Genomic DNA, 20,303 nt, shown 5'->3' with positions numbered 1-20,303 from the left:
GTACGGGGCGCGCTACAGCCCGCACGACAACCCGGTCGAGCGGATCTGGGCCGCGCTCAAGGCGTTCATCGCCAACACCGCCGTCACCTGGCCCGCGCGGATCCAGGCCGACGTGCTCAGCCAACTCGCCGAACTCCAGGAACGGGACGACCCGGAAGCCGCTCTCGACGTCCTCGAACGGATCATCGTCCTCAACCCGGACCCTGAGGAGACCTGGCGGCGCATCATCCGCCTCCAACTCCGCCTGAACCGCCGCGACCAGGCACGAAACACGGCGGCGCTCCTGCGGAAACGCCTGCAGGAGTTGGGAGTGAGGCCTATTCGCGAGACGGAGAGGCTGTTCTCGAAGCTGTGATCGTTCCGATACGGCACGTCCGAGGTCGAGCACGAACCAGGAGGTGCCGTTGAAGAACGACACGGGCACTGGCCCGGCCTCAAGGCCGGGTCAGGCTGTGTGACGGGAGCGTGTCAGAGCCAGCCCACCGAGGACCATGGCGATCAGCCCGATCGCCAGATCCACGAAGCCCCCGACTATTCCGTAGCCGGTGCCGGGACCACCTTCGGCGGCGGCCACGACCAGCCCGCCGATGACCATGCAGGCCAGCCCTGCCACCAGGGCCACGATGGCCCTCTTTCTCCCGGTGTCGGCACCGATACGATCGGCGGAGCGGGCCAGAGCCAGCCCGCCGATGACTACGCCGGGCAGTCCCAGCAGAGCGGCCACCACAGTCCAGAGACGCCCGGAGGTCAAGGTGTATGCACCGACGGGCTGGACCAGAACGTGCGCGGCTGCCGGTGTGGCGAGTCCCACGATTCCGATTAGGGCGGCTGCGGCGGTGGCTAGCGAGTGACGGATGGACATGAGGATCCTTTCTGTCGGTAGCGTGTTCAGCGCTCGCGGAATCGATCATCGTGCCGTCGAGGCGGTCGCGGCCTCCGACAGCGGACGGCAGTGTCTACGCAGTTCTGCGTAGACACCTCGTGCCTGGCTACATCCGTCGTCGTATGCGGTCGCGCATCTGGGCGGAGTGGTCTCACGTGCGGGAACCGTAGGATCGCGGGATGAAACACCGCGTGGTGTCGTTGCGTCTGCCTGCGCTGGTGCAGGAGGTGTTGCTCGCGCTCTTCATCACCGTGACGCAGGTTCAGGGCACGATCGTCCGAAACGCCGGCGAGGTGGTGCAGCGACCCCTTACCGACCTCGGAAACCTGGGATATGTCCTGCTGGTCGTGAGCGGCGTGGCCGTCGCCGCCCGCCGCCGATGGCCGTTGCCGGTGTTCGTCACCACCGCCCTCGCCAGCTTGGTGTACTACGGCCTTGACTTCCCGGACGGACCTGGCTGGCTCGGGCTCTACGTCGCCCTGTACACCTTGGCAGCCTATGGGGACGGGCGCCGGTCGCTGGTGATCGCCGGCGTCGGTACTTCGGTGCTCGCCATCGCCTGGCTGGTCGCCGCGGCTGACATCGAGCCACGCGCCGCCATCGGCTGGGTGTGGTTCCGGATCGGCGCGTCGGTCATGAGCGCGGCCCTCGGCGAGTCCGTCCGGTCCCGACAGGTCATCGCGGCCGAAGCCAAGGAGCGCGCTGAGCTGGCCGAACGGACTCGCGAGGAGGAAGCGCGGGCGCGTGTGGACGCCGAACGGCTCCGGATCGCGCGCGAGGTCCACGACACCGTCGCCCACGCCATAGCGATCATCAACGTCCAGTCCGGTGTCACCGCGCACGTACTCGACAAGCGGCCGGAAGTGGCGCGCGAGGCGCTGCGAACCATCGAGCAGACCAGTTCCCGGGCGCTGCGGGAGATGCGGGCCATTCTCGGGGTGCTCCGTGACGACGACGGTGACGGGCGGGCGCCGTACCCCGGGCTGGGGCAGATCGACGAACTGGCCGCCAAGGCACGTGAGGCCGGGCTCGACATCACGCTTGAGGAGACCTTGCCCTCGGTGCCGTTGCCCAGCGCGGTGGGAGGTGCCGCCTACCGAATCCTTCAGGAATCGATCACCAACGTGATCCGCCACGTCGGTCCGACTCGGGTGACCGTAGCGCTGAGCCCCGGGATCGACGCCTTGGAGATCCGCGTGACGGATGAAGGCCGCCGTGCCGCCCGGCATCCGAGCGGCACGGGCAACTCGGTCGAACCCGGCCGCGGGATCGTCGGCATGCGCGAGCGCTGTCAACTGCTGGGCGGAGAACTCGACGCCGGGCCCCTTCCAGGCGGCGGGTTCGAAGTCAAGGCACGGCTGCCCCTCACACCGACCGGGTCAAGCCTATGAACACAGCGGCCGTCTCACCGTTGACCAACGCTCCGATCAAGGTGTTGCTCGCCGACGACGAGGGTCTCGTGCGATCCGGGTTCAGGGTTCTGCTCGACCTTGAGGACGACATCACTGTGGTGGGAGAAGCCACCAACGGTCACGAAGCCGTCGAGTGGACCCGCGCCATCCGCCCCGACGTCGTGCTGATGGACATCCGTATGCCCAAGGTGGACGGGATCCAGGCCACCGCCCAGATCGCCGGGACGCACGGGTTGGAGCAGGTCCGGGTCCTCATCCTCACCACCTATGACACCGACGCTTATGTCTTCGACGCCTTGCAGGCCGGTGCCAGCGGCTTCCTGCTCAAAGACGCCGGGCCTGCCGAACTCCTGCATGCCATCCGGGTGATCGCCGCCGGAGACGCGCTGCTCGCGCCGCGGATCACCCGACGCCTTATCGGCCAGTTCACGGCGCGACGAACGGCTGTCCGTGCCGCGGAGGACCGGCTCGCAGTGCTGACCGAGCGCGAGCGCCAAGTGCTTGCCCTGGTGGGGGAGGGCCTGAGCAACCATGAGATCGGTGCCGAGTTGTTTCTCAGTCCGGCCACCGCGCGCACCCATGTCAGTCGCGCGATGGCGAAACTGGGTGCGCGCGACCGTGCGCAACTGGTCGTCATCGCTTACCAAACAGGACTGGTCAGCCCTGCGGTGTAGGGCACGGCCACGCCGCGCTCGTACAGCGACCGAGCGTAGATGATCACGTCGTTGTCGAACGCCGGGGACGCCCGCCGTCGCGGCCGCGCTCGCGGTCGGCGGATGAGAGAACATGGTGTCTGACCGGTATTTCTGCGAGATCGAACGCTAAGGGTTGTTATCGCAGATAGTGAATGATTGCCTGGGGTGACGTCGATCCCGTCCCGGGAGATTAACGGGGCGACTCTCGCTGCTTGTCTGCGATAGCCCGTGGGAGGGCACCGGGGGGTCGCTCCACCGCCTGTAATCGCCGTCGGCCGCTCTGGCGCTGGAAGCGGCGGGTGCGTTTCTCACTCAGGTCGCCAACGCCAACGCTGCCCGCGTCTACGGCATCGCCTTGCGCGCCCTGGTCGCCGAACGCTTCGAGACCGCCATGCCCAACGTGCGGGCGGACCGTGGGCCCTGCAGCGGTTGCGCCACTCCGCTCTTACCCACGCCGCCGAAGACGGCGCCAACACCTCCACTCTGCTGGTCTACTCCGGCCACACCTCGGTCGCCTTGCCGGCCCGCTACGCTCGCGTGTCCCCGAGGCGATGGCCCGTTGGCAGGCCAACCGGGGCCTGGCGACGCGACGCCGGTAACACCCACGACGCCGAAACCCCAATTCCGGGGCAGGGCCATGGCTCCTGTTCGGCACGCCGATCACTCGATCTTCATGCGGTGCCTGGCCGGTGGGGGAACCGGACGTCCGCCGCACCCGGCCATGAGGTCGTGGGGTCGGGTGCGGCGGGTACGTCCCTGGAGGGGCTGGGTTACGGTCCCCGTGCATCGTCAGATGGAGCGCCCCTTCTGCGGGATGGGGTCACCGGGCGAGGGTGAGTACCGAGACGCTGTGGGAGCCGGTGTTGGTGACGTAGAGGAAGGTGCCGCCGGGGCCGGAGGCGGTCCAGCGGGGGTCGTCGCCGACGGCGACCTCGCCCAGGACGGTGTTGGTGCGGGTGTCGAAGGTGAAGACGCTGTCGGAGCCGGAGTTGGCGACGTAGGCGATGCGGTTGCCGGTGTGCAGGGCCAAGCCGCGCGGGTTGGCGCCGACGGTGATGGTCGCGGTGACGGCGTTGGTGCGGGCGTCGATGACCGAGACGGTGCCGCCGATGGTGTTGCTGACGTAGACGGTGCGGCCGTTCGGGGTGACCAGGACGCCGCGGGGCTCGTCGCCGACGGTGATGGTGGCGGTGACGGTGCGGGTGGCGGTGTCGACGACTGAGACGGTGTCGGAGTCGGAGTTGGCGACGTAGGCGGTGCGGCCGTCGGGGGTGAAGGCGATGCCTCTGGGGGAGCGACCGACGGTGATGGTGGCGGTGACGGTGTGGGTGGCGGTGTCGATGACGGTGACCGCTCCGGAGCCGGTGCTGCTGACGTAGGCGAAGCGGCCGTCGGGGGCGATCGCCACCCAGCGGGGGGCGTCGCCGACGGGGATGGTCTTGATGACCTTGCGGTGTGCGGTGTCGATGACGGACACCTCGTCGGAGTCGCGGTTGGCGATGTAGGCGAAGGCGCCGTGGCGGACGAAGCCGACGCCGTAGGGGAAGGCACCGACGTCGATGGTGTCGATCACGGCGCGGCGGCGCACGTCGATGACCGAGACGGTGTTGGATCCGGCGTTGGCGACATACGCCTGGCGCCAGCCGGGGGTGAAGGCGACCGCGCGGGGGTTGAGGCCGACGTCAATGGTGGCCAGCACCACGGGGCGTCCTGGGCCGGGGTGGGTTTCGACGTGGCCGTTGGCCGTCACGCCGGACAGCGGGCCCGCTGGTGTGGTCACGGTGACCGCCGCGGCCGGTGTGCCGACGGTGATCAGGGCGGCGCAGGCCAAGAGGGGCGGCAGGAGGCGGCGGGCGATGTTCTGGCGGGGACCGAGACGGTCAGGTGACATGGGTGAGGTGACCTTTCGTGAGGAGGGAAGGCTGCGGGGCCGGTCATAGAGGACGCAGTGGCCGGCCCGGCGGCTCGCCGTACCAGGAGGCGAAGCGCGCATGCCTGGGGTGGCGAAATCGGCACCGACGGTTCGGTGATCGGTGCGGCGGGTGAGCGGAACGAGGAGCGGTCAGGGGAGCGGGTCAGGCGGGGGCGCCGGGTGCCGCCGTAGTCGGCGGGGACAGCGGTTCGGTGCGGGTGCGCGCCAGGGCGTAGGCGGCGGCGCTGACATACAGCGTGATCGGCAGCACGTAGTCGCCGTCGCGTTCGACGAACTGGAACCACTCCTGGCCGACCAGCGGACGCAGCAGTTCGGTGCCGAGTTTCCAGACCAGGACGAACAACAGCAGCGACCGCCACGGCTTTACCAGGATCGCCAGGCCAAGCAGGATTTCGAAGGCGCCGACCAGCACCATCAGGTTGGCCGAGTCCACGGCTGTCTTGCCGAGGCCGAAGAAGGCGAAGAAGTCATACCAGTAGCGTTTGTGCTCGAAGGCGCCGAAGCCGCCGTGGCCGATCAGCAGCAGGGCCAGGCCGCCGCGCATGGCCCAGTGGATGGCGATGAGGGTGCGGTCGGAGATGGCGGCGGGCTCATCCACGCGCTGCAGCCAGCGGCGCAGTGACCAGCCGCCCCAGCCGGCCATGATCAGCAGTGCGAGTGGCATGCCGTAGTTGCCGCCGCGCTCGAGGAACTCCCACCAGCCTTCGCCGACGGTGGGGCGTAGCAGGGCGGTGAAGATGCCCCACACGGTGGTGTGCAGCAGCAGGATGCGGGCGGGCCAGAACAGGATGAGCAGCCCGATGGTGATGTCGATGGCGCCGGTGACGTACATCAGGTAGTTCAGGGCGACGTCGGAGGAGATGCCGAACAGGTCGTAGTAGGGCAGCCAGGCCCGTGAGCGGCTCAGGCCCGCCCAGCCGTGCCCGATGAACTCGATGCCTACCCCGATGCGCAGCAGCCAGTAGAGCTTGGTGGTGACCGAGGCCTCGGCGATGGTTTCGCGCAGGGATTTTCGGCCTGGAGAGAAGAGGGTTTGGCTCATCACGGACGCCCCAATCTTGGACGGTGGGGGTGATATCCGAAAAATAGGCTTAAGAGATGAGCAAGGAAAGAGGGAAATTGCGCATATTTTTGCGGAAGCGTGCCACGTCTTTCGAATCAAGGCGCGAAAAATTCGCCTCTGAGCTGCAGCTTCCGTTGACGCGTCAATATGGCGCCGGGCGGGGCCGGTCGCGCGACAAATCGCCTGTACCGATGGCTTCGCGATGCGGCAAAAAGGCGGGGATTCTATTTTCGGTCCCATTTTTTACGAGTAGGGGAAATAAGAAATCCTTTCCGTCGTCATGTCGCTGGAGTGCATGGGGTTGCCGGTGGCCGTCGACGACCGGGTCCATGCCGTGAACGCCTTGGGGGTGCGGGTCCGACGGCCCCCTGAGGGTGTCGGCGAACGGGGTGAGGGGGGTGCGGGGCGTGGTGATCAGGTGCGGCGTTGACTCATGAAAACACCTCAGCCACCATTGACTCAATGGACATTGAAGGAAGGGTGTCGCCCGAGCGCCTCGCCCTGCACCAGGCCCTGGCCGACCCGGCCAGGCTGGCGATCATCGACGCCCTGGCCGTCGGCGACCTGTCGCCTGGAGAGCTGGGCCACGCCCTGGACCTGCCGTCCAACCTGCTGTCCCACCACCTGCGTGTACTGACACAGGTGGGCCTCATCACCCGCGGCCGCTCCCACGCCGACCGCCGCCGCGTCTACATCCGGCTGATCCCCTCAGCCCTGGAGGCCCTGAACCAGCGCCGGGTCGTCACAGCGCCGCGGGTGGTGTTCGTGTGCACCCGCAACGCCGCCCGCTCCCCCCTGGCCGCCGCGCTCTGGACATCACGCAGCGCCGTCCCGGTCACCTCCGCCGGCACCCAACCCGGTCCCCGTCTCAACCCCCGCGCCATCGACACCGCCCGCCGTCACGGGCTGAGCCTGGAGCGGCACGGCACCGCCGACGTCCGCGACGTGCTCACCCCCCACGATCTGGTCGTCGCCGTCTGCGACAACGCCTACGAACACCTCGCCCCGGGCCTGCGACAGGTGCACTGGTCGATCCCCGACCCCGGCCCCGTCGACACCGACGAGATCTTCGAGGACGTCCTGGCCCTGCTCGCCGAGCGCGTCGACCGGCTGGCCACCCTGACCGGGCCCACGACGGCACCCGGCCCGCCGTGAGCGGCGTCCGCCAGATGATCGGCGCTGATCGCCGCAGAACCGGCCCGCCGCACCGGTCCCGCTGTGCACCTTGCCCCGCGTTTCCCCTCATGCTCGGCGGCGTCGTCGGCGAGTATCGACCCGTCTCCAGGAGGAGCCATGACCGGTGAGCGCGAATGCCCCTACTGCCACCTGCAGGAGGGCGGCCAGGACCCGATCGGCGGATGGGTTCACAGCGACGAGCACTGGCTGGTCGGGCAGGGGCCCGCCGAGACCACCATGCCCGGCGCCCTGAAGATCACTTCACGGCGGCACTTCATCGACTTCGCCGAGATGACGCCGGACGAGTCGGCCTCCTTCGGCGCTCTGCTCACCCGGCTGGACACCGCGCTGCGCGCCACGACCGACGCCGAACGCGTCCACCTGGTCTCCACCCGCGACCGCGTTCAGCACTTCCACGCCTGGCTGTACCCGCGCCCGGCCTCGCACGCGCTGCGCGGCACCGCCTTCCTCAACGCCCCGCAGCGCAGCGATCCCGCCGACGCCGCCGAGACCGCCCGAGCCGTCCGCGATCATCTGGACCACACGATCACGGCCGGCCCCACCTCACCGGCCCCCTGACCCGACAGCGAACACCGATAACCGATATCGGCCCGTGTAAGAAAGACACCGGTTTCCCGTGAGCCCGCAACCACCCAGCCCGAACGGCACCTCGAACGACCCAGGCGACCCCGACCGCGAAGCAGCCCGGCGCCGCCTGCGGGAGGTGACGCTGGTGTTCCTCAAACTGGGCACGATCGCCTTCGGCGGCCCGGCCGCGCACACCGCGATGATGCGCGACGAGCTGGTGCGCCGCCGCGGCTGGGTCAGCGACCAGCGGTTCGTCGACCTGATGGGCGCCACCAATCTCATCCCCGGCCCCAACTCCACCGAACTGGCCATCCACCTGGGCTACGACCGGGCCCGCCGGCGCGGCCTGCTCGCCGCAGGCGTGTGCTTCATCCTCCCGGCCGCGCTCATGGTCACCGCACTGGCCTGGGCGTATGTCACCTACGGCCACACCCCCGCCATCCAGGGCATCCTGTACGGCATTGTCCCGGTGGTGATCGCGATCATCGCGCACGCCCTGTTCAGCCTGCTCCGCACCGTCGTCAAGAACATCTGGCTCGGCGCGCTGGCGGTCGCCGCCCTGGCCGCCTACCTGCTGGGCGTCAACGAACTGCTGATCCTGGCCACCGGCGCCCTGTCGGCTGCGGCCGTCCGGCTGGCCCGCCGGCTACGCCGCGATTCCCCCCAAGGAATGCTGGCCCTGCCGCTGCTCGGCCTCGGCGGCTCCCCGGTCTTTCCCGATCCAACCGGCGGGCAGCTGGCGCAGTTGTTCCTCACCATGCTGAAGATCGGCTCAGTGCTGTACGGCAGCGGGTACGTGCTACTGGCCTTCCTGCGCGGAGACTTCGTCGACCGGCTCGGCTGGATCACCAACCAGCAGCTCATCGACGCCGTCTCCATCGGCCAGGTCACCCCGGGCCCGGTCTTCACCACCGCCACCTTCATCGGCTACCTCGTCGCCGGGCCCATCGGCGCGTTCCTCGCCACCGTGGCGATCTTCCTGCCCTCCTTCCTCTTCGTCGGCCTGCTGACCCGGCTCACCGACTGGCTGCGCTCACGGGCCTGGACCGCCGCCCTGCTGGACGGCCTCAACACCGCCGCGCTCGCCCTGATGGCCGGAGTGTCGTATGAGCTCGGCCGGACCGCGATCGTCGACGGGTTGACTGCGGCCATCGCTCTGGCCACGCTGGTGCTGCTGTGGAAGACCCGGCTCAACAACGCCTGGTACATCGCGGCAGGCGCCCTGATCGGCTTTGCCCACACCCTGCTCGGCTGAGAGCCTCGACCGGAGCCAGGTCCCCTTCACCACACCTCCTTCCGGTTCACCACCCATCTGCTGGCGGCCGGGATCGATGCCTCCGTCGGTACCGTCGGAGATGCGCTCGACAACGCCCTGATGGAGGCACAGATCGGCTTGTACAAGACCAAGCTGATCAAGCCTCAAGGGCCTTGGCGAAGCCTGGCCGACCAGCACCTGAAGCAGCAGCCCGAGCGTGTCCACGACGATGTGCCGCTTTCGGCCGTTGATCTTCTTGCCGCCGTCGTAGCCGCGCGTCGCGGACCGGACCGAGGCGGCGGCCTTGACCGACTGCGCATCGATGTTGCCCGCGGTCGGCTCCACCGCCCGGCCCTCGGCGATGCGGCACCGCGCGCAGCCGGTCGTGGAACTCGCCGGCCAGGCCTTGGCCGCGCCAGCGGCGGAAGAACGCGTAGACGCAGGTCCAGGCCGGGAAATCGGCTGGCATCGCCCGCCACTCGGCGTCGGTCATGTCCGACGGGTACACGCGTGCCCGGACCGGCTGGCCCTCCGCGTTCCCGTACATGCGCGCGAGGCAGTCACACTCACGGTGGAACGGACCGGACTCGCCCGCCGCGACCGTGTACAACCGTGGCAACAGGGCCTCCTGGACCTCCCGTTCGGCTTCGACAACCACTGAGATTCCAAGGGGCCCTGCTCGCATGCGCGGACAGCACAGAAATCGCCCTGCCAGGAAACCAAGTCCTGTAACCCGACGCCGAGGTCGGCACGACAACGGCTTCTCAGGCATCCGTCGATCAGGTCGCTGCGGTACTGGATTTCGCGGAGTCCCGCCGAAGGTGACGGACGAACTGATCGGTGTCGGTAAATGCGGTGTTGGCCTGCGAGCCGCGCCGGAGCAGCGACCTCTCCAGCACCGCGAACAGGTCCGCGCGCAGTTTGGGCCTGGCCCCGGTCCGCGACGCCGCCAGTTTCACAGTCCCGTCGCCAGCCGTCATCGCGCATGTGCCACGCCTGTGGTCGCACCTCATCGGACCGGGAGCCTACGTCCTGCGTCTGACAACGCCGCGACAGGTCTGGACCTCGGGATCGACGCCTTCGGCAGCAGGGCTCGGACGGATCGTGACCTGCGACGGGCGACGCTCGGATGAAGGAACTCGGAGAAGTGACCTTCACTCGGATCGCCCGTCAGCATGCTGTCGTAGCTGTGAGGGAGGATCACGGCAGCTATCGAACGCTGCGGCGGCGACCACCCGCCGATGACCCCACTGTCGAAAGGGAGAGGCATGTTTCTCGAATCGCCCACCGCAAACTGGGATGCCGTGCCAGTTGAGGAGGCGCTGGAGCAGTACGACATGGCCGAAGCGAGCAACCGCACCAGCTGGGATGTCGACGACTATTTCGGTGAGGAACCCGAACATTTCTACGTCCACCGCGGTGACCTGACGATCGACGGTGCACTGGCGCTGGGCAACACGCCCTGCGAGGACGAGGACACGGTCTACGTCATCGATGGCGATCTGACCGTCAGCGGTCCCCTCACCTTTTGCAACGCGGATGTCTACACTTCGCTCTACGTCACCGGCTCGGTCGTGGCACAGGATCTGGTGTGCCTCTGGGACAGTTGCCTGTTCGTCGGCCGGTCTTTGACCGTCCGGAACCTTCTCGCGACTTCGCTGTACGACCCGGCCGCCCTCGTCGTCAAAGGGCCGGTGTCTGCACACACCTGGCTTGAGATGGGCGGCCGGGGCTGTATCTACTTCGCCGGCAAGCCAACGACCGACACCTGTGTTCGCGGTCACCTGGACGAGTACGCCGAGGGAGCCAATGCCGCTGTCTACCTCGGCGGGGAAGGCAAGGTCACCAGCGTGGCGGAGGCGGTCCTGCCTGAGTTCCTCGAAGAGGACGGAATCGGCGACAGCCTGAAGATCCTGAAGGCGGTGCTTGAGGGCAGGCCCATCCTGCGGTAGGCGCCCGCCCAGGCGCGCTGTTGTGCCGGTTCGGGGTTCCCGCGAGCGCGTGGACCCCGACCGTCGAAGCCGACGGCACCGTCGGCGAGGACGTGTGGGACGGGGCTGGTCGTGCGGAAGGAACGCCCGCACCCCGGCGCCCGATTGTGGGTCACCGACGTGGACGTAAACCGCGTTCGCTGCGAACACCCTGGGCTCACCAGCGGAAACGCAGGAACTACATTCGGTAAGACAACGGCTTTTAAGGGGTCACGTCCAGTGAAGTGGTGTATGAGCTGACCTTCGCGTGATCCTGTTTCTGCAGGTTAAGCGGTAAGTGTCTGCGGTAGCGGGTTGTGGGCCGGTGTGTCGCTCGCAAGAACGCGCATCCGGCATTTGGCCAGGATGTCGAGCCCCATGGAGCGGCGGGCCTCGGTCCACTCATCGGTCTGCTCGGCCAAAACCGCACCGACCAGCCGGACAACCGCGGCCCGATCCGGGAAGATCCCGACCACGTCGGTACGGCGGCGGATCTCCTTGTTCAACCGCTTCTGCGGATTGTTCGACCAGACCTGCCGCCAGGTCTCCTTCGGGAAAGGCGGTGAAGGCCAGCAGGTCTTCGCGGGCGGCTTCCAGGTGCTCGCATGCGGCCGGATACCTGGCCCCCAGCGCGTCGATCACCCAGGCATGCTGAGCGCGTACCTGCTCGGCGGCAGGCTGGTCGAAGATGGTGCGCACCAGGGTGGCCACCCACGGCTGCGCCGACTTGGGTACGGTCGTCAAGAGGTTGCGCAGGTAGTGGGTGCGGCATCTCTGCCAGGACGCGCCCGCCAAGGTCGCGCCGATCGCCTCGACCAGGCCAGGATGGGCGTCGGAGACGACCAGCTGCACCCCGCCCAGCCCCCGGGCCACCAAGCCCCGCAGGAACCTCAGCCAGCCGGCGCCGTTCCCGGCCGAGGTGACCTCCAGCCCGAGGATCTCCCGGTTGCCGCCTGCGTTCACGGCCGTGGCGACCAGGACGTGCACGTTGATGATCCGGCCGCCTTCGCGGACCTTCTGGGTCAGGGCGTCCAGCCAGAGAAAGGCATACGGCCCGCCGTCCAACGCGCGGGTGCGAAACGCCTCCACCTGGGTGTTGAGCACCTTGACCATCTGGGAGACCTGACTCTTGGAGATGTTCTTGATGCCGAGTTGCTCGACGAGCTTGTCGACCCGCCGGGTGGAGACGCCCAGCAGGTAGCTGGTGGCCACCACGCTGATCAGCGCCTGCTCGGCCCCCGCTGGCGCTCCAGCAGCCGCTCGGGGAAGGTAGGAGCCCGAGCGGAGCTTCGGGACGGCGAGCTTCACGGTTCCGGCGCGGGTGTCCCGGCCGCGGGTGCGGTAGCCGTTGCGGCGGTTGGTGCGTTCATCGGTCCGCTCGCCGTATCCGGCGCCGCACAGGCCGTCGGCCTCGGCCGACATCAACGCTTCGGCCATGGTCTCCCGCCATGGATCGCAACAGATCCGGATCGCCGGTCTCGATCTACTCCGCCAGTCAGGAATCGGGGGCCACACTGTTGTCTACGGCCATCGCCTGGTTCTCCTTCGAACTTGATCTTCGCTACTCGAAGGATCACGTGATGGCCGTCACCATTTCTCGGCGCCACTCTTGTGACCAGGTCAAACTCGTACACCACCTCCGTGGACGCAACCTTGGGTGATGCTGTCCGGGTGCTGAACGAGGCCGACCCCGAGCGGAAGGCCAGGATCTACTCCGCTTTGGGGATGCGGTTGACCTACCACCCCGGAAAGCGAAAAGTCCTGGTCAGTGCGAGCACTGACCAGGACGATATCGGCCAAGGGTTTGTGTCCGAGGGGGGACTTGAACCCCCATGCCCCGCAAAGGGCACTAGCACCTCAAGCTAGCGCGTCTGCCTATTCCGCCACCCGGACTTGGTGCCTGCACGCGGGACCGTCATCCCGCGTCGGCGGAATCAGGTTAGCAAACTCTTGAGCTTGCGTCATATCGGTATGCGGGCAGGTCCGCCGGGGATGCCGAGACGTGTCCGGCGACGGCAGGATGGGAGGCGCAGGCCGTACGAGATTTAAGGAGTCGCCATGACCACGCTCAACGGTGAGGACGAGGTCGCGGGGCTGTGCCGTGATCTGATCAGGATCGACTCGACCAACGCGGGCGACAACTCGGGTCCCGGGGAACGGGCGGCGGCGGAGTACGTCGCGGAGAAGCTGGCCGAGGTCGGGCTTGAGCCGCGCATCCTGGAATCCGACAGCCACCGGGCGAACGTGGTCGTGCGCGTCGAGGGGGAGGACCCCTCCCGTGACGCGCTGCTCCTTCACGGTCATCTTGACGTCGTCCCGTTCGACGCCGCCGACTGGACCCTCCACCCGCTCAGCGGGGAGATCGCCGACGACTGCGTCTGGGGGCGTGGCGCCGTCGACATGAAGAACATGGACGCGATGATCCTCGCGGTCGTCAGGCAGCGGATCAGCGAGGGGCGCAGGCCGCCGAGGGACGTGGTGCTGGCGTTCACCGCCGACGAGGAGGCGGGGGGCGAGTACGGCGCGCAGTGGCTGGCCGCCGAGCACAAGGACCTCTTCGAGGGGTGCACGGAGGCGATCGGCGAGGTCGGCGGGTTCAGCGTCTCCATCGACGACGCGCGCAGGCTCTACCTCATCGAGGCCGCGGAGAAGGGCATCGCCTGGATGCGGCTGACCGCGACCGGCAGGGCGGGGCACGGCTCCATGCTCAACGCCGAGAACGCCGTGACCGAGCTCGCCGAGGCGGTCGGCCGTGTCGGGCGTTACCAGTGGCCGGTACGGCTGACGCGGACGGTGGAGACCTTCCTCACCGAGACCTCCCGGGCGCTGGGGTTCGACTTCGACCCCGACGACCCCGAGGCGACCGTGGCCAAGCTGGGCCCGCTGGCCAGGATGATCGGCGCCACACTGCGCAACACCGCCAACCCGACCATGCTCCAGGCGGGTTACAAGGCCAACGTGATCCCGCAGACCGCCACCGCGCACATCGACGGCCGTTTCCTGCCCGGTTACGAGGAGGAGTTCTTCCAGACGCTCGACGAGCTGCTCGGGCCCAACGTGACCAGGGAGTTCGTCTATCACGACGTCGCCCTGGAGACCGGGTTCGACGGGCCGCTGGTGCGGGCCATGGCCGACGCCCTGGTGGCCGAGGACCCGGGGGCGCTGGCGGTGCCGTACACGTTGTCGGGGGGGACGGACCTGAAGGCGTTCAGCGTGATGGGGGTGCGCGGGTTCGGTTTCGCGCCGCTCAAGCTGCCCGCCGACCTGGACTTCTCCGGGATGTTCCACGGGGTCGACGAGCGGGTGCCCGTCGACTCGCTCAAGTTCGGGGTGCGGGTGCTTGACCGTTTCCTCGACGCCTGCTGAGAGGTTCTTGGCCAAACCCTCAGGAAACCTCTCACGTTGACTCCCCGTGCTGATAGCGTAACGCTCCGTTGAGGGCCGGGCTTTGCCTTGGGCTGGTCCGGCTGGGAGCTTCGGGGAGGTTCGCGTGGCGCGTGTGCCGCATGGTCGGTGGAGGGTTCTCCCGTCCGCCGTCCAGCGCGCGTGCGTGACTGTCCCCGTTGTCCGGGCTGACCGGATGGCACGGTTCGTGGCCGGTGCTCGGACAGTCGTCAGGCGGGTTCTCGCGCTCGGCGGCCTGGTGGCCGCCGGGTGGTTGCTCGCGCTTGTCTTCGGGCTTCTCGGTGCCGCTCCGGCGATCGCGGACACCACCGCGGCCACGGAGACGGCACATCTCGACGTTCTCGATCCGGCCGCTCCCGGACCGGCCTTCCAGGCCGGTGTCTTCCCCACGGGCGGCGGCGGGTTCTCGGTGTCAGGAGACGCCGAGGCCATGGCGGGGCGGGGTGTGGACGGGCTCACCAGCCAGTCGAAGCCTGCTTTCCCGACCCCCGCGTCGGCCGACCACAACTCGGGCGCGAACGGTTTCGTGCCCCAGGGCGGTGGCGGTTCCGGTCTTTCCTGGCCGGGCGCGGGGGACGTCACCCGGTTCGTTCACGACCCGCGGGTGACGGCGCGGCGTGTCCCTGCGGCCCGCGCGTTCCCCCCGGTCGTCCGCACAGCGGCGGACGACCCCTCCATCTCCCCTGACTGAGTTCCCCTGGCCCCGATCCGGGCCTCTCGCGCGCTCGTGCCGGGCGCCGGCCCGGTGGTCGCGAACTCAGATCATTCCGCCGGAGAACACACATCCCTCGTGACGGTCGCCGCCGTACGGGCGCTCAGCCGACCCCGCACGGCCTCCGGCCGATCACGAAATTTCCGGCATTCCCCTATTAAGCACCGATAAATAATCGCATAGGAGCATAAATCATGCGTATGTGGGTCAAGGGCACCGCCCCGGCGGCACTGCTCGCGCTGGGCGTCATGTCCCTGGGCAGCGGTACGGCCCTCGCCGACACCGACGGCAGGCACTCGGTCGGCGGCGGCAATCAGATCCAGGCTCCCATCACCCTGCCCGTCGACATCAGCGGGAACGCCGCGGCCGTCGGAGGCACGTCGACCGCGGTCTCCCAGGGCGGCGCCTCGGCCGCCGAGAAAGGCGGTATCCCCGGCAAGACCTCGGGCAGGTCGTCCGTGCTCGGTGGCAACCAGGTCAACGCGCCGGTGACCGCTCCCGTCAACGCCTGCGGCAACGCCGTCTCGGTCGTCGGCGGCTCCTTGGCGGCCTGCCGGGGCGGCGCCTCGGTCGTCAAGCGGGGCCGGGGCGCAGGCGGGGCCGGTGGCAACCGTACCGACGGGACCTCCAGCGTCCTGGGCGGCAACCAGGTCACGGCGCCGATCACGGCGCCGGCGAACGTCTGCGGCAACGCGATCGCGATCTTCGGTGACGCGGTCGCGGGCTGCCGGGGCGGCGCCTCCGTGGTCGGGTCCGGCGGTCGCGGCGGGGCGGGTGGCAACACCACCTCGGGCAGGTCGTCGGTGCTCGGCGGCAACCAGGTGACGGCGCCGGTCACGGCCCCGGCGAACGTCTGCGGTCTCGCGGTCGGGGCGGTCGGCAACGCCTTCTCCGGCTGCACGGGCGGTGCCGAGGTTCCCGGCGTCCCCGCCCGTCCGAACACCGGCTACGCGGGCACCGGCCGCCCCGGCGCGGGCGGTAACACGACCTCCGGCACCTCCGGCGTGGCGGCGGGCAACCAGGTCACGGCGCCGATCGCGGCCCCGGTGAACGTCTGTGGCACGGCGGTCGCGGTGGCGGGCGACGCCGCCGCGGGCTGCGTCGGCGGCTCCTCGATCAACGGGTTCGGCGCGGGGCGGGGCGCGGGCGGCAACACGACCTCCGGCAGGTCCGGTGTGGTCTCAGGGAACCAGGTGACGGCGCCGGTCGCGGCCCCGGTGAACGTGTGCGGTACGGCGGTCGCGGTGGCGGGCGACGCCTTCGCCGGGTGCCGGGGCGGTTCCTCGGTCGGCGCCGGTTACGGCCGGGGCGCGGGTGGCAACCGTACCGACGGGACCTCCGGGGTGGCGGCGGGCAACCAGGTGACGGCGCCGATCACGGCCCCGGTGAACGCGTGCGGCAACGCGGTCGCCGCCCTCGGTGACGCTGCCGCGGGCTGCCTCGGCGGCTCCCGGGTGGGGAACCCGGTCGGTTCCGTCGCCGGGGTGCCCGTCGGGGCGCGTCAGGTGTGGCAGGCCTACGGCAAGGGGAACCCCCCGGCTCCCGTCGCGCCCCCGGCCGCGCCCCCGGCTGTGGCCCCCAGGGTCGTCGGAGGGCTGCTGTCCGTGCTTCCCGCCCCGGTCAAGGGGCTGATCGGCCGCGTCAAGGGAGTCCTGCCCACGCTGCCCCAGACGCCGGTCGGCTCGCGCCCGCGTCCGGCCTCCGCCGGTCTTGTGGACGGCCTCCTCGGGAGGGGCGGGATCGTGGGGGTGACCCGTACCTCCCAGTCGGCGCCCCAGGCGGTGCCTCAGTCGGCGCCCCGGCCCGCGCAGGGGAAGGGCGGCGCGCTGCTCGGCGGCAAGGACCTGCCCGTCGACGCCGGGCTGCCGGTCGGCCTGATGAGCGCCGCCCAGCCGATCGGGGTGACCGGGATGAACTCGGGCTCGCTCTTCGCGCTGCTGCTCGGAGCCATGGCCGCCGCCTCCGCCGCTCTCTTCGTGACCGCGCGCCGTATCCGCTTCGCCAAGAAGTAAGGCGTTAGTAACCCTCTAGACATGTCTCCTCCGATCATCTGTGGGAGACGCCGGACGCTTCGCGGATGACGGGGGAGATCGACGATCTTCGTTCATCGAGCGGGGCACGAGAGCTTTGCCCGCTCCGGGGGCGCGGCCCGGGGCGGGCAAAGCCATGTCGAAAGCCGTCGAGGGGCATGGCCGAAAGCCATGACAGAGGTCACATTGTCCTGGTCACACGTATGATCTTGCGACGCAGGCGGATGTCACGGCGGCCGTCGGGATACAGTCGCAGACGGTCGAGTTCCCAGTCGCCGTATTCTGCATGTTCGGTCAGTATCCTCCGGGCCACGTCCCGGGAGGTGCCACGCGGAAGATGGAGAACCAAGTAGGAGTAGTCGAGCACAGCGATTAGTCTCCGAGGGTGTGCAGGGGACGTCGGCTCCCATAGGGCTTTATTGTGCGTCCTTGCGGCTTTACTTGGAGTGTGCCCGATGCGGATCGGGTAACCCGAGTGGAAGTGAACGGGGAACGAATGGGAACAGCGAGGTAGGAAGCAGCGTGCCAGCCAAGAACGGCAACGTCGGCGGAACCCGCCTGGTGATCGTCGAGTCGCCCTCCAAGGCGAAGACCATCGCTGGGTACCTCGGCCGTGGCTACGTCGTGGAGTCCAGCATCGGACACATTCGCGACCTCCCCGAGAAGGCCGACGACATCCCGGAGAAGTACAAGGGCGAGCCGTGGGCCCGTCTGGGCGTCAACGTGAACCACGAGTTCGAGCCGCTCTACGTCGTCAACCCCGACAAGAAGTCACAGGTGAGCAAGCTCAAGCAACTGCTCAAGGACGCCGACGAGCTCTACCTCGCCACCGACGAGGACCGCGAGGGCGAGGCGATCGCCTGGCATCTGCGCGAGGTGCTCAACCCCAAGGTCCCGGTTCACCGCATGGTCTTCCACGAGATCACCCCGAGGGCGATCCAGGAGGCCGTCGCCAACCCGCGTGCCCTGAACCTGCGTCTGGTCGACGCCCAGGAGACCCGGCGCATCCTCGACCGTCTCTACGGCTACGAGGTCAGCCCGGTTCTGTGGAAGAAGGTCAAGCCCCGCCTGTCCGCCGGGCGCGTGCAGTCCGTGGCGACCCGGCTGGTCGTCGAGCGGGAGCGTGAGCGCCTGGCGTTCACCAGCGCGAGCTACTGGGACCTGCAGGCGCTGTTCGACACCGGCCGCGACGAGGTTCCCCACGAGTTCACCGCCGCGCTGACCGGCGTCGAGGGCAGGCGCGTCGCCCAGGGACGCGACTTCGCCAGCAACGGCACCCTCAAGACCGCGGGCGTCCTCCACCTGGACGAGGAGGCCGCGCGGGCACTGGCGGGCAGGTTGGCCGGTACGGCCTACACGGTCGCCTCCGTGGAGCGCAAGCCGTACACCCGCAAGCCGTACGCGCCGTTCAGGACGACGACGCTGCAGCAGGAGGCGAGCAGGAAGCTGGGCTTCTCCGCGAAGTCCACCATGCAGGTCGCCCAGCGCCTCTACGAGAACGGCTTCATCACCTACATGCGAACCGACAGCATCACGCTGTCGGAGACCGCCGTCGCCGCCGCCCGCAGCCAGGCCATCAAGCTGTACGGCTCCGCCTACGTGCCGGACAAGCCCAGGGTCTACACCAGCAAGGTGAAGAACGCCCAGGAGGCACACGAGGCGATCCGCCCCTCGGGGGAGGAGTTCCGCACCCCCGGCGAGACCGGGCTGACCGGCGACATGTTCCGGCTGTACGAGCTGATCTGGCAGCGGACCGTCTCCTCCCAGATGAAGGACGCGGTCGGCGAGTCGATCAACGTCAAGGTGACGGGGACGTCCAGTTCGGGGGAGCAGGTCGAGTTCTCCGCCACCGGCCGGACGATCACCTTCCACGGCTTCCTGAAGGCCTACGTCGAGGGGGCCGACGACCCGGCGACCGACCGTGACGACTCCGAGAAGCGGCTGCCGACCCTGACCGAGGGCGACCGTCTCACCGCGGCCGAGCTCAACGTGCTGGCGCACGCGACCAAGCCGCCCGCGCGTTACACCGAGGCCTCGCTCGTCAAGGAGCTTGAGGACCGGGAGATCGGCCGTCCGTCGACCTACGCCTCGATCATCGGAACGATCCTGGACCGTGGCTACGTCTTCAAGAAGGGCACGGCGCTGGTGCCGTCCTTCCTGGCGTTCGCGGTGGTCAACCTGCTCGAACAGCACTTCGGGCACCTCGTCGACTACGACTTCACCGCCGACATGGAGAAGGTCCTCGACGACATCGCCAACGACCGGGCCGAGCGGGTCCCCGAGCTACGGCGCTTCTACTACGGCGCCGAGGGCGACGAGGGCCTGAAGGTCCTGGTCACCGAGCTGGGAGAGATCGACGCCAAGGAGATCAGCTCCTTCCCGATCCGGGGCACCGACATCATGATCCGGGTCGGCCGCTACGGTCCGTATCTCGACCGTGACGGCGCCAGGGTGAACGTCCCGGAGGACCTCGCCCCCGACGAGCTGACCGCGCAGATGGCCGAGGAGCTGTTCGCCCGGCCGTCCGGGGTCAGGGAGCTGGGCAAGGACCCGGTCACCGGCAACGTGATCGTGGCCAAGGACGGCCGCTACGGCCCCTACGTGACCGAGATCCTCCCCGAGGTGGAGGAGCCTCCCGCCGAGGGGAAGAAGCGCACCAAGAAGGCCGACGCGCCCAAGCCGCGCATCGAGTCGCTGCTGAAGAGCATGACCCTGGACACCGTCACCCTGGACGACGCCCTGCGCCTGCTCTCGCTGCCCAGGAGCCTGGGTGAGCTCGACGGCCAGGTGGTCACGGTGCAGAACGGCAGGTTCGGGCCCTATGTGAAGAAGGGCACCGACTCCCGATCGCTGGCCTCCGAGGAGGAGATGTTCACGGTCACCCTGGAGCAGGCCGAGGCGCTGTTCGCCCAGCCCAAGGCCCGTGGCAGGGGCAGGGCCGCCGCGGCTCCCCCGCTGCGCGAGCTGGGTGAGGACCCGGTCTCCAAGAAGCCGATCGTGGTCAAGGAGGGGCGTTTCGGCCCGTACGTGACCGACGGTGAGACCAACGCCTCCCTCCGCAAGGGTGACGAGGTCGAGCAGATCACCACCGAGCGCGCCGCCGAACTGCTCGCCGACCGTCGCGCCCGTGGCCCGGCGCCGAAGAAGCGCACCACCTCCAGGGCGAAGGCCAAGGCCTGAC

At 68.9% G+C, this 20,303-nt stretch carries 15 protein-coding genes, 1 tRNA gene and 3 pseudogenes; 12 read left to right on the top strand and 7 right to left on the bottom strand.

The window, feature by feature from the left end:
• Window positions 1-355, top strand: a 355-nt coding sequence (locus ABZ463_RS33690) for a bacterial transcriptional activator domain-containing protein (RefSeq protein WP_362782388.1), incomplete at its 5' end; no start/stop codon positions are given.
• A gap of 90 nt (window positions 356-445) precedes the next feature.
• Here the strand turns inward: ABZ463_RS33690 and ABZ463_RS33685 are convergent.
• Window positions 446-862 (bottom strand): DUF6223 family protein, encoded by a 417-nt coding sequence (locus tag ABZ463_RS33685; protein WP_362782385.1) that lies wholly within the window; start codon window positions 860-862, stop codon window positions 446-448.
• Between the two features lie 200 nt (window positions 863-1,062).
• On the opposite strand from ABZ463_RS33685, the gene ABZ463_RS33680 reads away from it, so the two are divergent.
• Both ABZ463_RS33680 and ABZ463_RS33675 read left to right on the top strand, forming a co-directional pair.
• A complete protein-coding gene (locus tag ABZ463_RS33680) occupies window positions 1,063-2,274 on the top strand; it encodes a sensor histidine kinase (protein ID WP_362782382.1) in 1,212 nt (403 codons plus the stop codon).
• The gene (locus ABZ463_RS33675; protein WP_362782379.1) at window positions 2,271-2,969 is read left to right on the top strand and encodes a response regulator transcription factor; all 699 of its coding nucleotides are present in this window, start codon (window positions 2,271-2,273) and stop codon (window positions 2,967-2,969) included. The genes ABZ463_RS33680 and ABZ463_RS33675 overlap by 4 nt, the downstream gene beginning before the upstream one ends.
• An 841-nt stretch (window positions 2,970-3,810) precedes the next feature.
• On the opposite strand, the gene ABZ463_RS33670 is transcribed toward ABZ463_RS33675, so the two are convergent.
• Together ABZ463_RS33670 and ABZ463_RS33665 are read right to left on the bottom strand one after the other, a co-directional pair.
• A complete protein-coding gene (locus ABZ463_RS33670; protein WP_362782376.1) occupies window positions 3,811-4,881 on the bottom strand; it encodes a beta-propeller fold lactonase family protein in 1,071 nt (356 codons plus the stop codon).
• A 184-nt stretch (window positions 4,882-5,065) separates the two neighbouring features.
• Entirely contained in the window at window positions 5,066-5,965 is a 900-nt protein-coding gene (locus ABZ463_RS33665) for a hypothetical protein (protein WP_352016567.1), read from the bottom strand.
• Window positions 5,966-6,448: 483 nt separating this feature from the next.
• On the opposite strand from ABZ463_RS33665, the gene ABZ463_RS33660 reads away from it, so the two are divergent.
• The 4 genes and pseudogenes from ABZ463_RS33660 to ABZ463_RS33645 all read left to right on the top strand — a co-directional run.
• Window positions 6,449-7,141 carry a helix-turn-helix domain-containing protein gene (locus tag ABZ463_RS33660; RefSeq protein ID WP_352016566.1) on the top strand — a complete coding sequence of 231 codons (693 nt, stop codon included), beginning with the start codon at window positions 6,449-6,451 and terminating at the stop codon, window positions 7,139-7,141.
• 138 nt (window positions 7,142-7,279) lie between these two features.
• Window positions 7,280-7,741: a hypothetical protein gene (locus ABZ463_RS33655; protein WP_352016565.1), complete on the top strand. Its 462-nt coding sequence runs from the start codon at window positions 7,280-7,282 to the stop codon at window positions 7,739-7,741.
• 58 nt (window positions 7,742-7,799) lie between these two features.
• Window positions 7,800-9,005 carry a chromate efflux transporter gene (gene chrA, locus ABZ463_RS33650; protein ID WP_352016564.1) on the top strand — a complete coding sequence of 402 codons (1,206 nt, stop codon included), beginning with the start codon at window positions 7,800-7,802 and terminating at the stop codon, window positions 9,003-9,005.
• A 30-nt stretch (window positions 9,006-9,035) separates the two neighbouring features.
• Window positions 9,036-9,164 (top strand): annotated as a pseudogene (locus tag ABZ463_RS33645) (IS3 family transposase); the annotation flags it as partial.
• Window positions 9,165-9,194: 30 nt separating this feature from the next.
• Here ABZ463_RS33645 and ABZ463_RS33640 read toward each other — a convergent pair.
• Window positions 9,195-9,362 (bottom strand): annotated as a pseudogene (locus ABZ463_RS33640) (transposase); the annotation flags it as partial.
• A gap of 911 nt (window positions 9,363-10,273) precedes the next feature.
• Here ABZ463_RS33640 and ABZ463_RS33635 point away from each other — a divergent pair.
• A complete protein-coding gene (locus ABZ463_RS33635; protein ID WP_362782371.1) occupies window positions 10,274-10,957 on the top strand; it encodes a hypothetical protein in 684 nt (227 codons plus the stop codon).
• Window positions 10,958-11,262: 305 nt separating this feature from the next.
• Here ABZ463_RS33635 and ABZ463_RS33630 read toward each other — a convergent pair.
• A pseudogene (locus tag ABZ463_RS33630) lies at window positions 11,263-12,458 on the bottom strand (IS256 family transposase).
• Between the two features lie 324 nt (window positions 12,459-12,782).
• Window positions 12,783-12,868 (bottom strand) — tRNA-Leu (locus ABZ463_RS33625).
• A 165-nt stretch (window positions 12,869-13,033) separates the two neighbouring features.
• On the opposite strand from ABZ463_RS33625, the gene ABZ463_RS33620 reads away from it, so the two are divergent.
• The 3 genes from ABZ463_RS33620 (at window position 13,034) to ABZ463_RS33610 (ending at window position 17,104) form a co-directional block, all read left to right on the top strand.
• The gene (locus tag ABZ463_RS33620; protein ID WP_352012742.1) at window positions 13,034-14,341 is read left to right on the top strand and encodes a M20/M25/M40 family metallo-hydrolase; all 1,308 of its coding nucleotides are present in this window, start codon (window positions 13,034-13,036) and stop codon (window positions 14,339-14,341) included.
• A 214-nt stretch (window positions 14,342-14,555) separates the two neighbouring features.
• Window positions 14,556-15,071: a hypothetical protein gene (locus ABZ463_RS33615; RefSeq protein WP_352012743.1), complete on the top strand. Its 516-nt coding sequence runs from the start codon at window positions 14,556-14,558 to the stop codon at window positions 15,069-15,071.
• 215 nt (window positions 15,072-15,286) lie between these two features.
• Window positions 15,287-17,104 carry a chaplin family protein gene (locus ABZ463_RS33610; protein WP_362782367.1) on the top strand — a complete coding sequence of 606 codons (1,818 nt, stop codon included), beginning with the start codon at window positions 15,287-15,289 and terminating at the stop codon, window positions 17,102-17,104.
• Between the two features lie 199 nt (window positions 17,105-17,303).
• Here the strand turns inward: ABZ463_RS33610 and ABZ463_RS33605 are convergent, their stop codons facing one another.
• On the bottom strand, window positions 17,304-17,489 hold the full coding sequence (locus tag ABZ463_RS33605; protein WP_312863762.1) for a DUF5703 family protein: 186 nt from the start codon (window positions 17,487-17,489) through the stop codon (window positions 17,304-17,306).
• A 155-nt stretch (window positions 17,490-17,644) separates the two neighbouring features.
• Between ABZ463_RS33605 and topA the strand changes: the two genes are divergently transcribed.
• Entirely contained in the window at window positions 17,645-20,302 is a 2,658-nt protein-coding gene (gene topA, locus ABZ463_RS33600) for a type I DNA topoisomerase (RefSeq protein WP_352012745.1), read from the top strand.
• Window position 20,303: the final 1 nt, after the last annotated feature.

Origin of the sequence: Streptosporangium sp. NPDC020145 (assembly GCF_040631275.1) — a bacterium.
GTDB lineage: Bacteria > Actinomycetota > Actinomycetes > Streptosporangiales > Streptosporangiaceae > Streptosporangium.
Note: the sequence above shows the minus strand (reverse complement) of the source record. Positions and strands in the feature narration are given on the sequence as shown.

What these genes read in the sequence shown, in the direction of transcription:
- ABZ463_RS33685 (WP_362782385.1), bottom strand. Translation starts at nt 862, where the DNA reads ATGTCCATCCGTCACTCGCTAGCCACCGCCGCAGCCGCCCTAATCGGA.
- ABZ463_RS33680 (WP_362782382.1), top strand. Translation starts at nt 1,063, where the DNA reads ATGAAACACCGCGTGGTGTCGTTGCGTCTGCCTGCGCTGGTGCAGGAG.
- ABZ463_RS33675 (WP_362782379.1), top strand. Translation starts at nt 2,271, where the DNA reads ATGAACACAGCGGCCGTCTCACCGTTGACCAACGCTCCGATCAAGGTG.
- ABZ463_RS33670 (WP_362782376.1), bottom strand. Translation starts at nt 4,881, where the DNA reads ATGTCACCTGACCGTCTCGGTCCCCGCCAGAACATCGCCCGCCGCCTC.
- ABZ463_RS33665 (WP_352016567.1), bottom strand. Translation starts at nt 5,965, where the DNA reads ATGAGCCAAACCCTCTTCTCTCCAGGCCGAAAATCCCTGCGCGAAACC.
- ABZ463_RS33660 (WP_352016566.1), top strand. Translation starts at nt 6,449, where the DNA reads ATGGACATTGAAGGAAGGGTGTCGCCCGAGCGCCTCGCCCTGCACCAG.
- ABZ463_RS33655 (WP_352016565.1), top strand. Translation starts at nt 7,280, where the DNA reads ATGACCGGTGAGCGCGAATGCCCCTACTGCCACCTGCAGGAGGGCGGC.
- ABZ463_RS33635 (WP_362782371.1), top strand. Translation starts at nt 10,274, where the DNA reads ATGTTTCTCGAATCGCCCACCGCAAACTGGGATGCCGTGCCAGTTGAG.
- ABZ463_RS33620 (WP_352012742.1), top strand. Translation starts at nt 13,034, where the DNA reads ATGACCACGCTCAACGGTGAGGACGAGGTCGCGGGGCTGTGCCGTGAT.
- ABZ463_RS33615 (WP_352012743.1), top strand. Translation starts at nt 14,556, where the DNA reads ATGGCACGGTTCGTGGCCGGTGCTCGGACAGTCGTCAGGCGGGTTCTC.
- ABZ463_RS33610 (WP_362782367.1), top strand. Translation starts at nt 15,287, where the DNA reads ATGCGTATGTGGGTCAAGGGCACCGCCCCGGCGGCACTGCTCGCGCTG.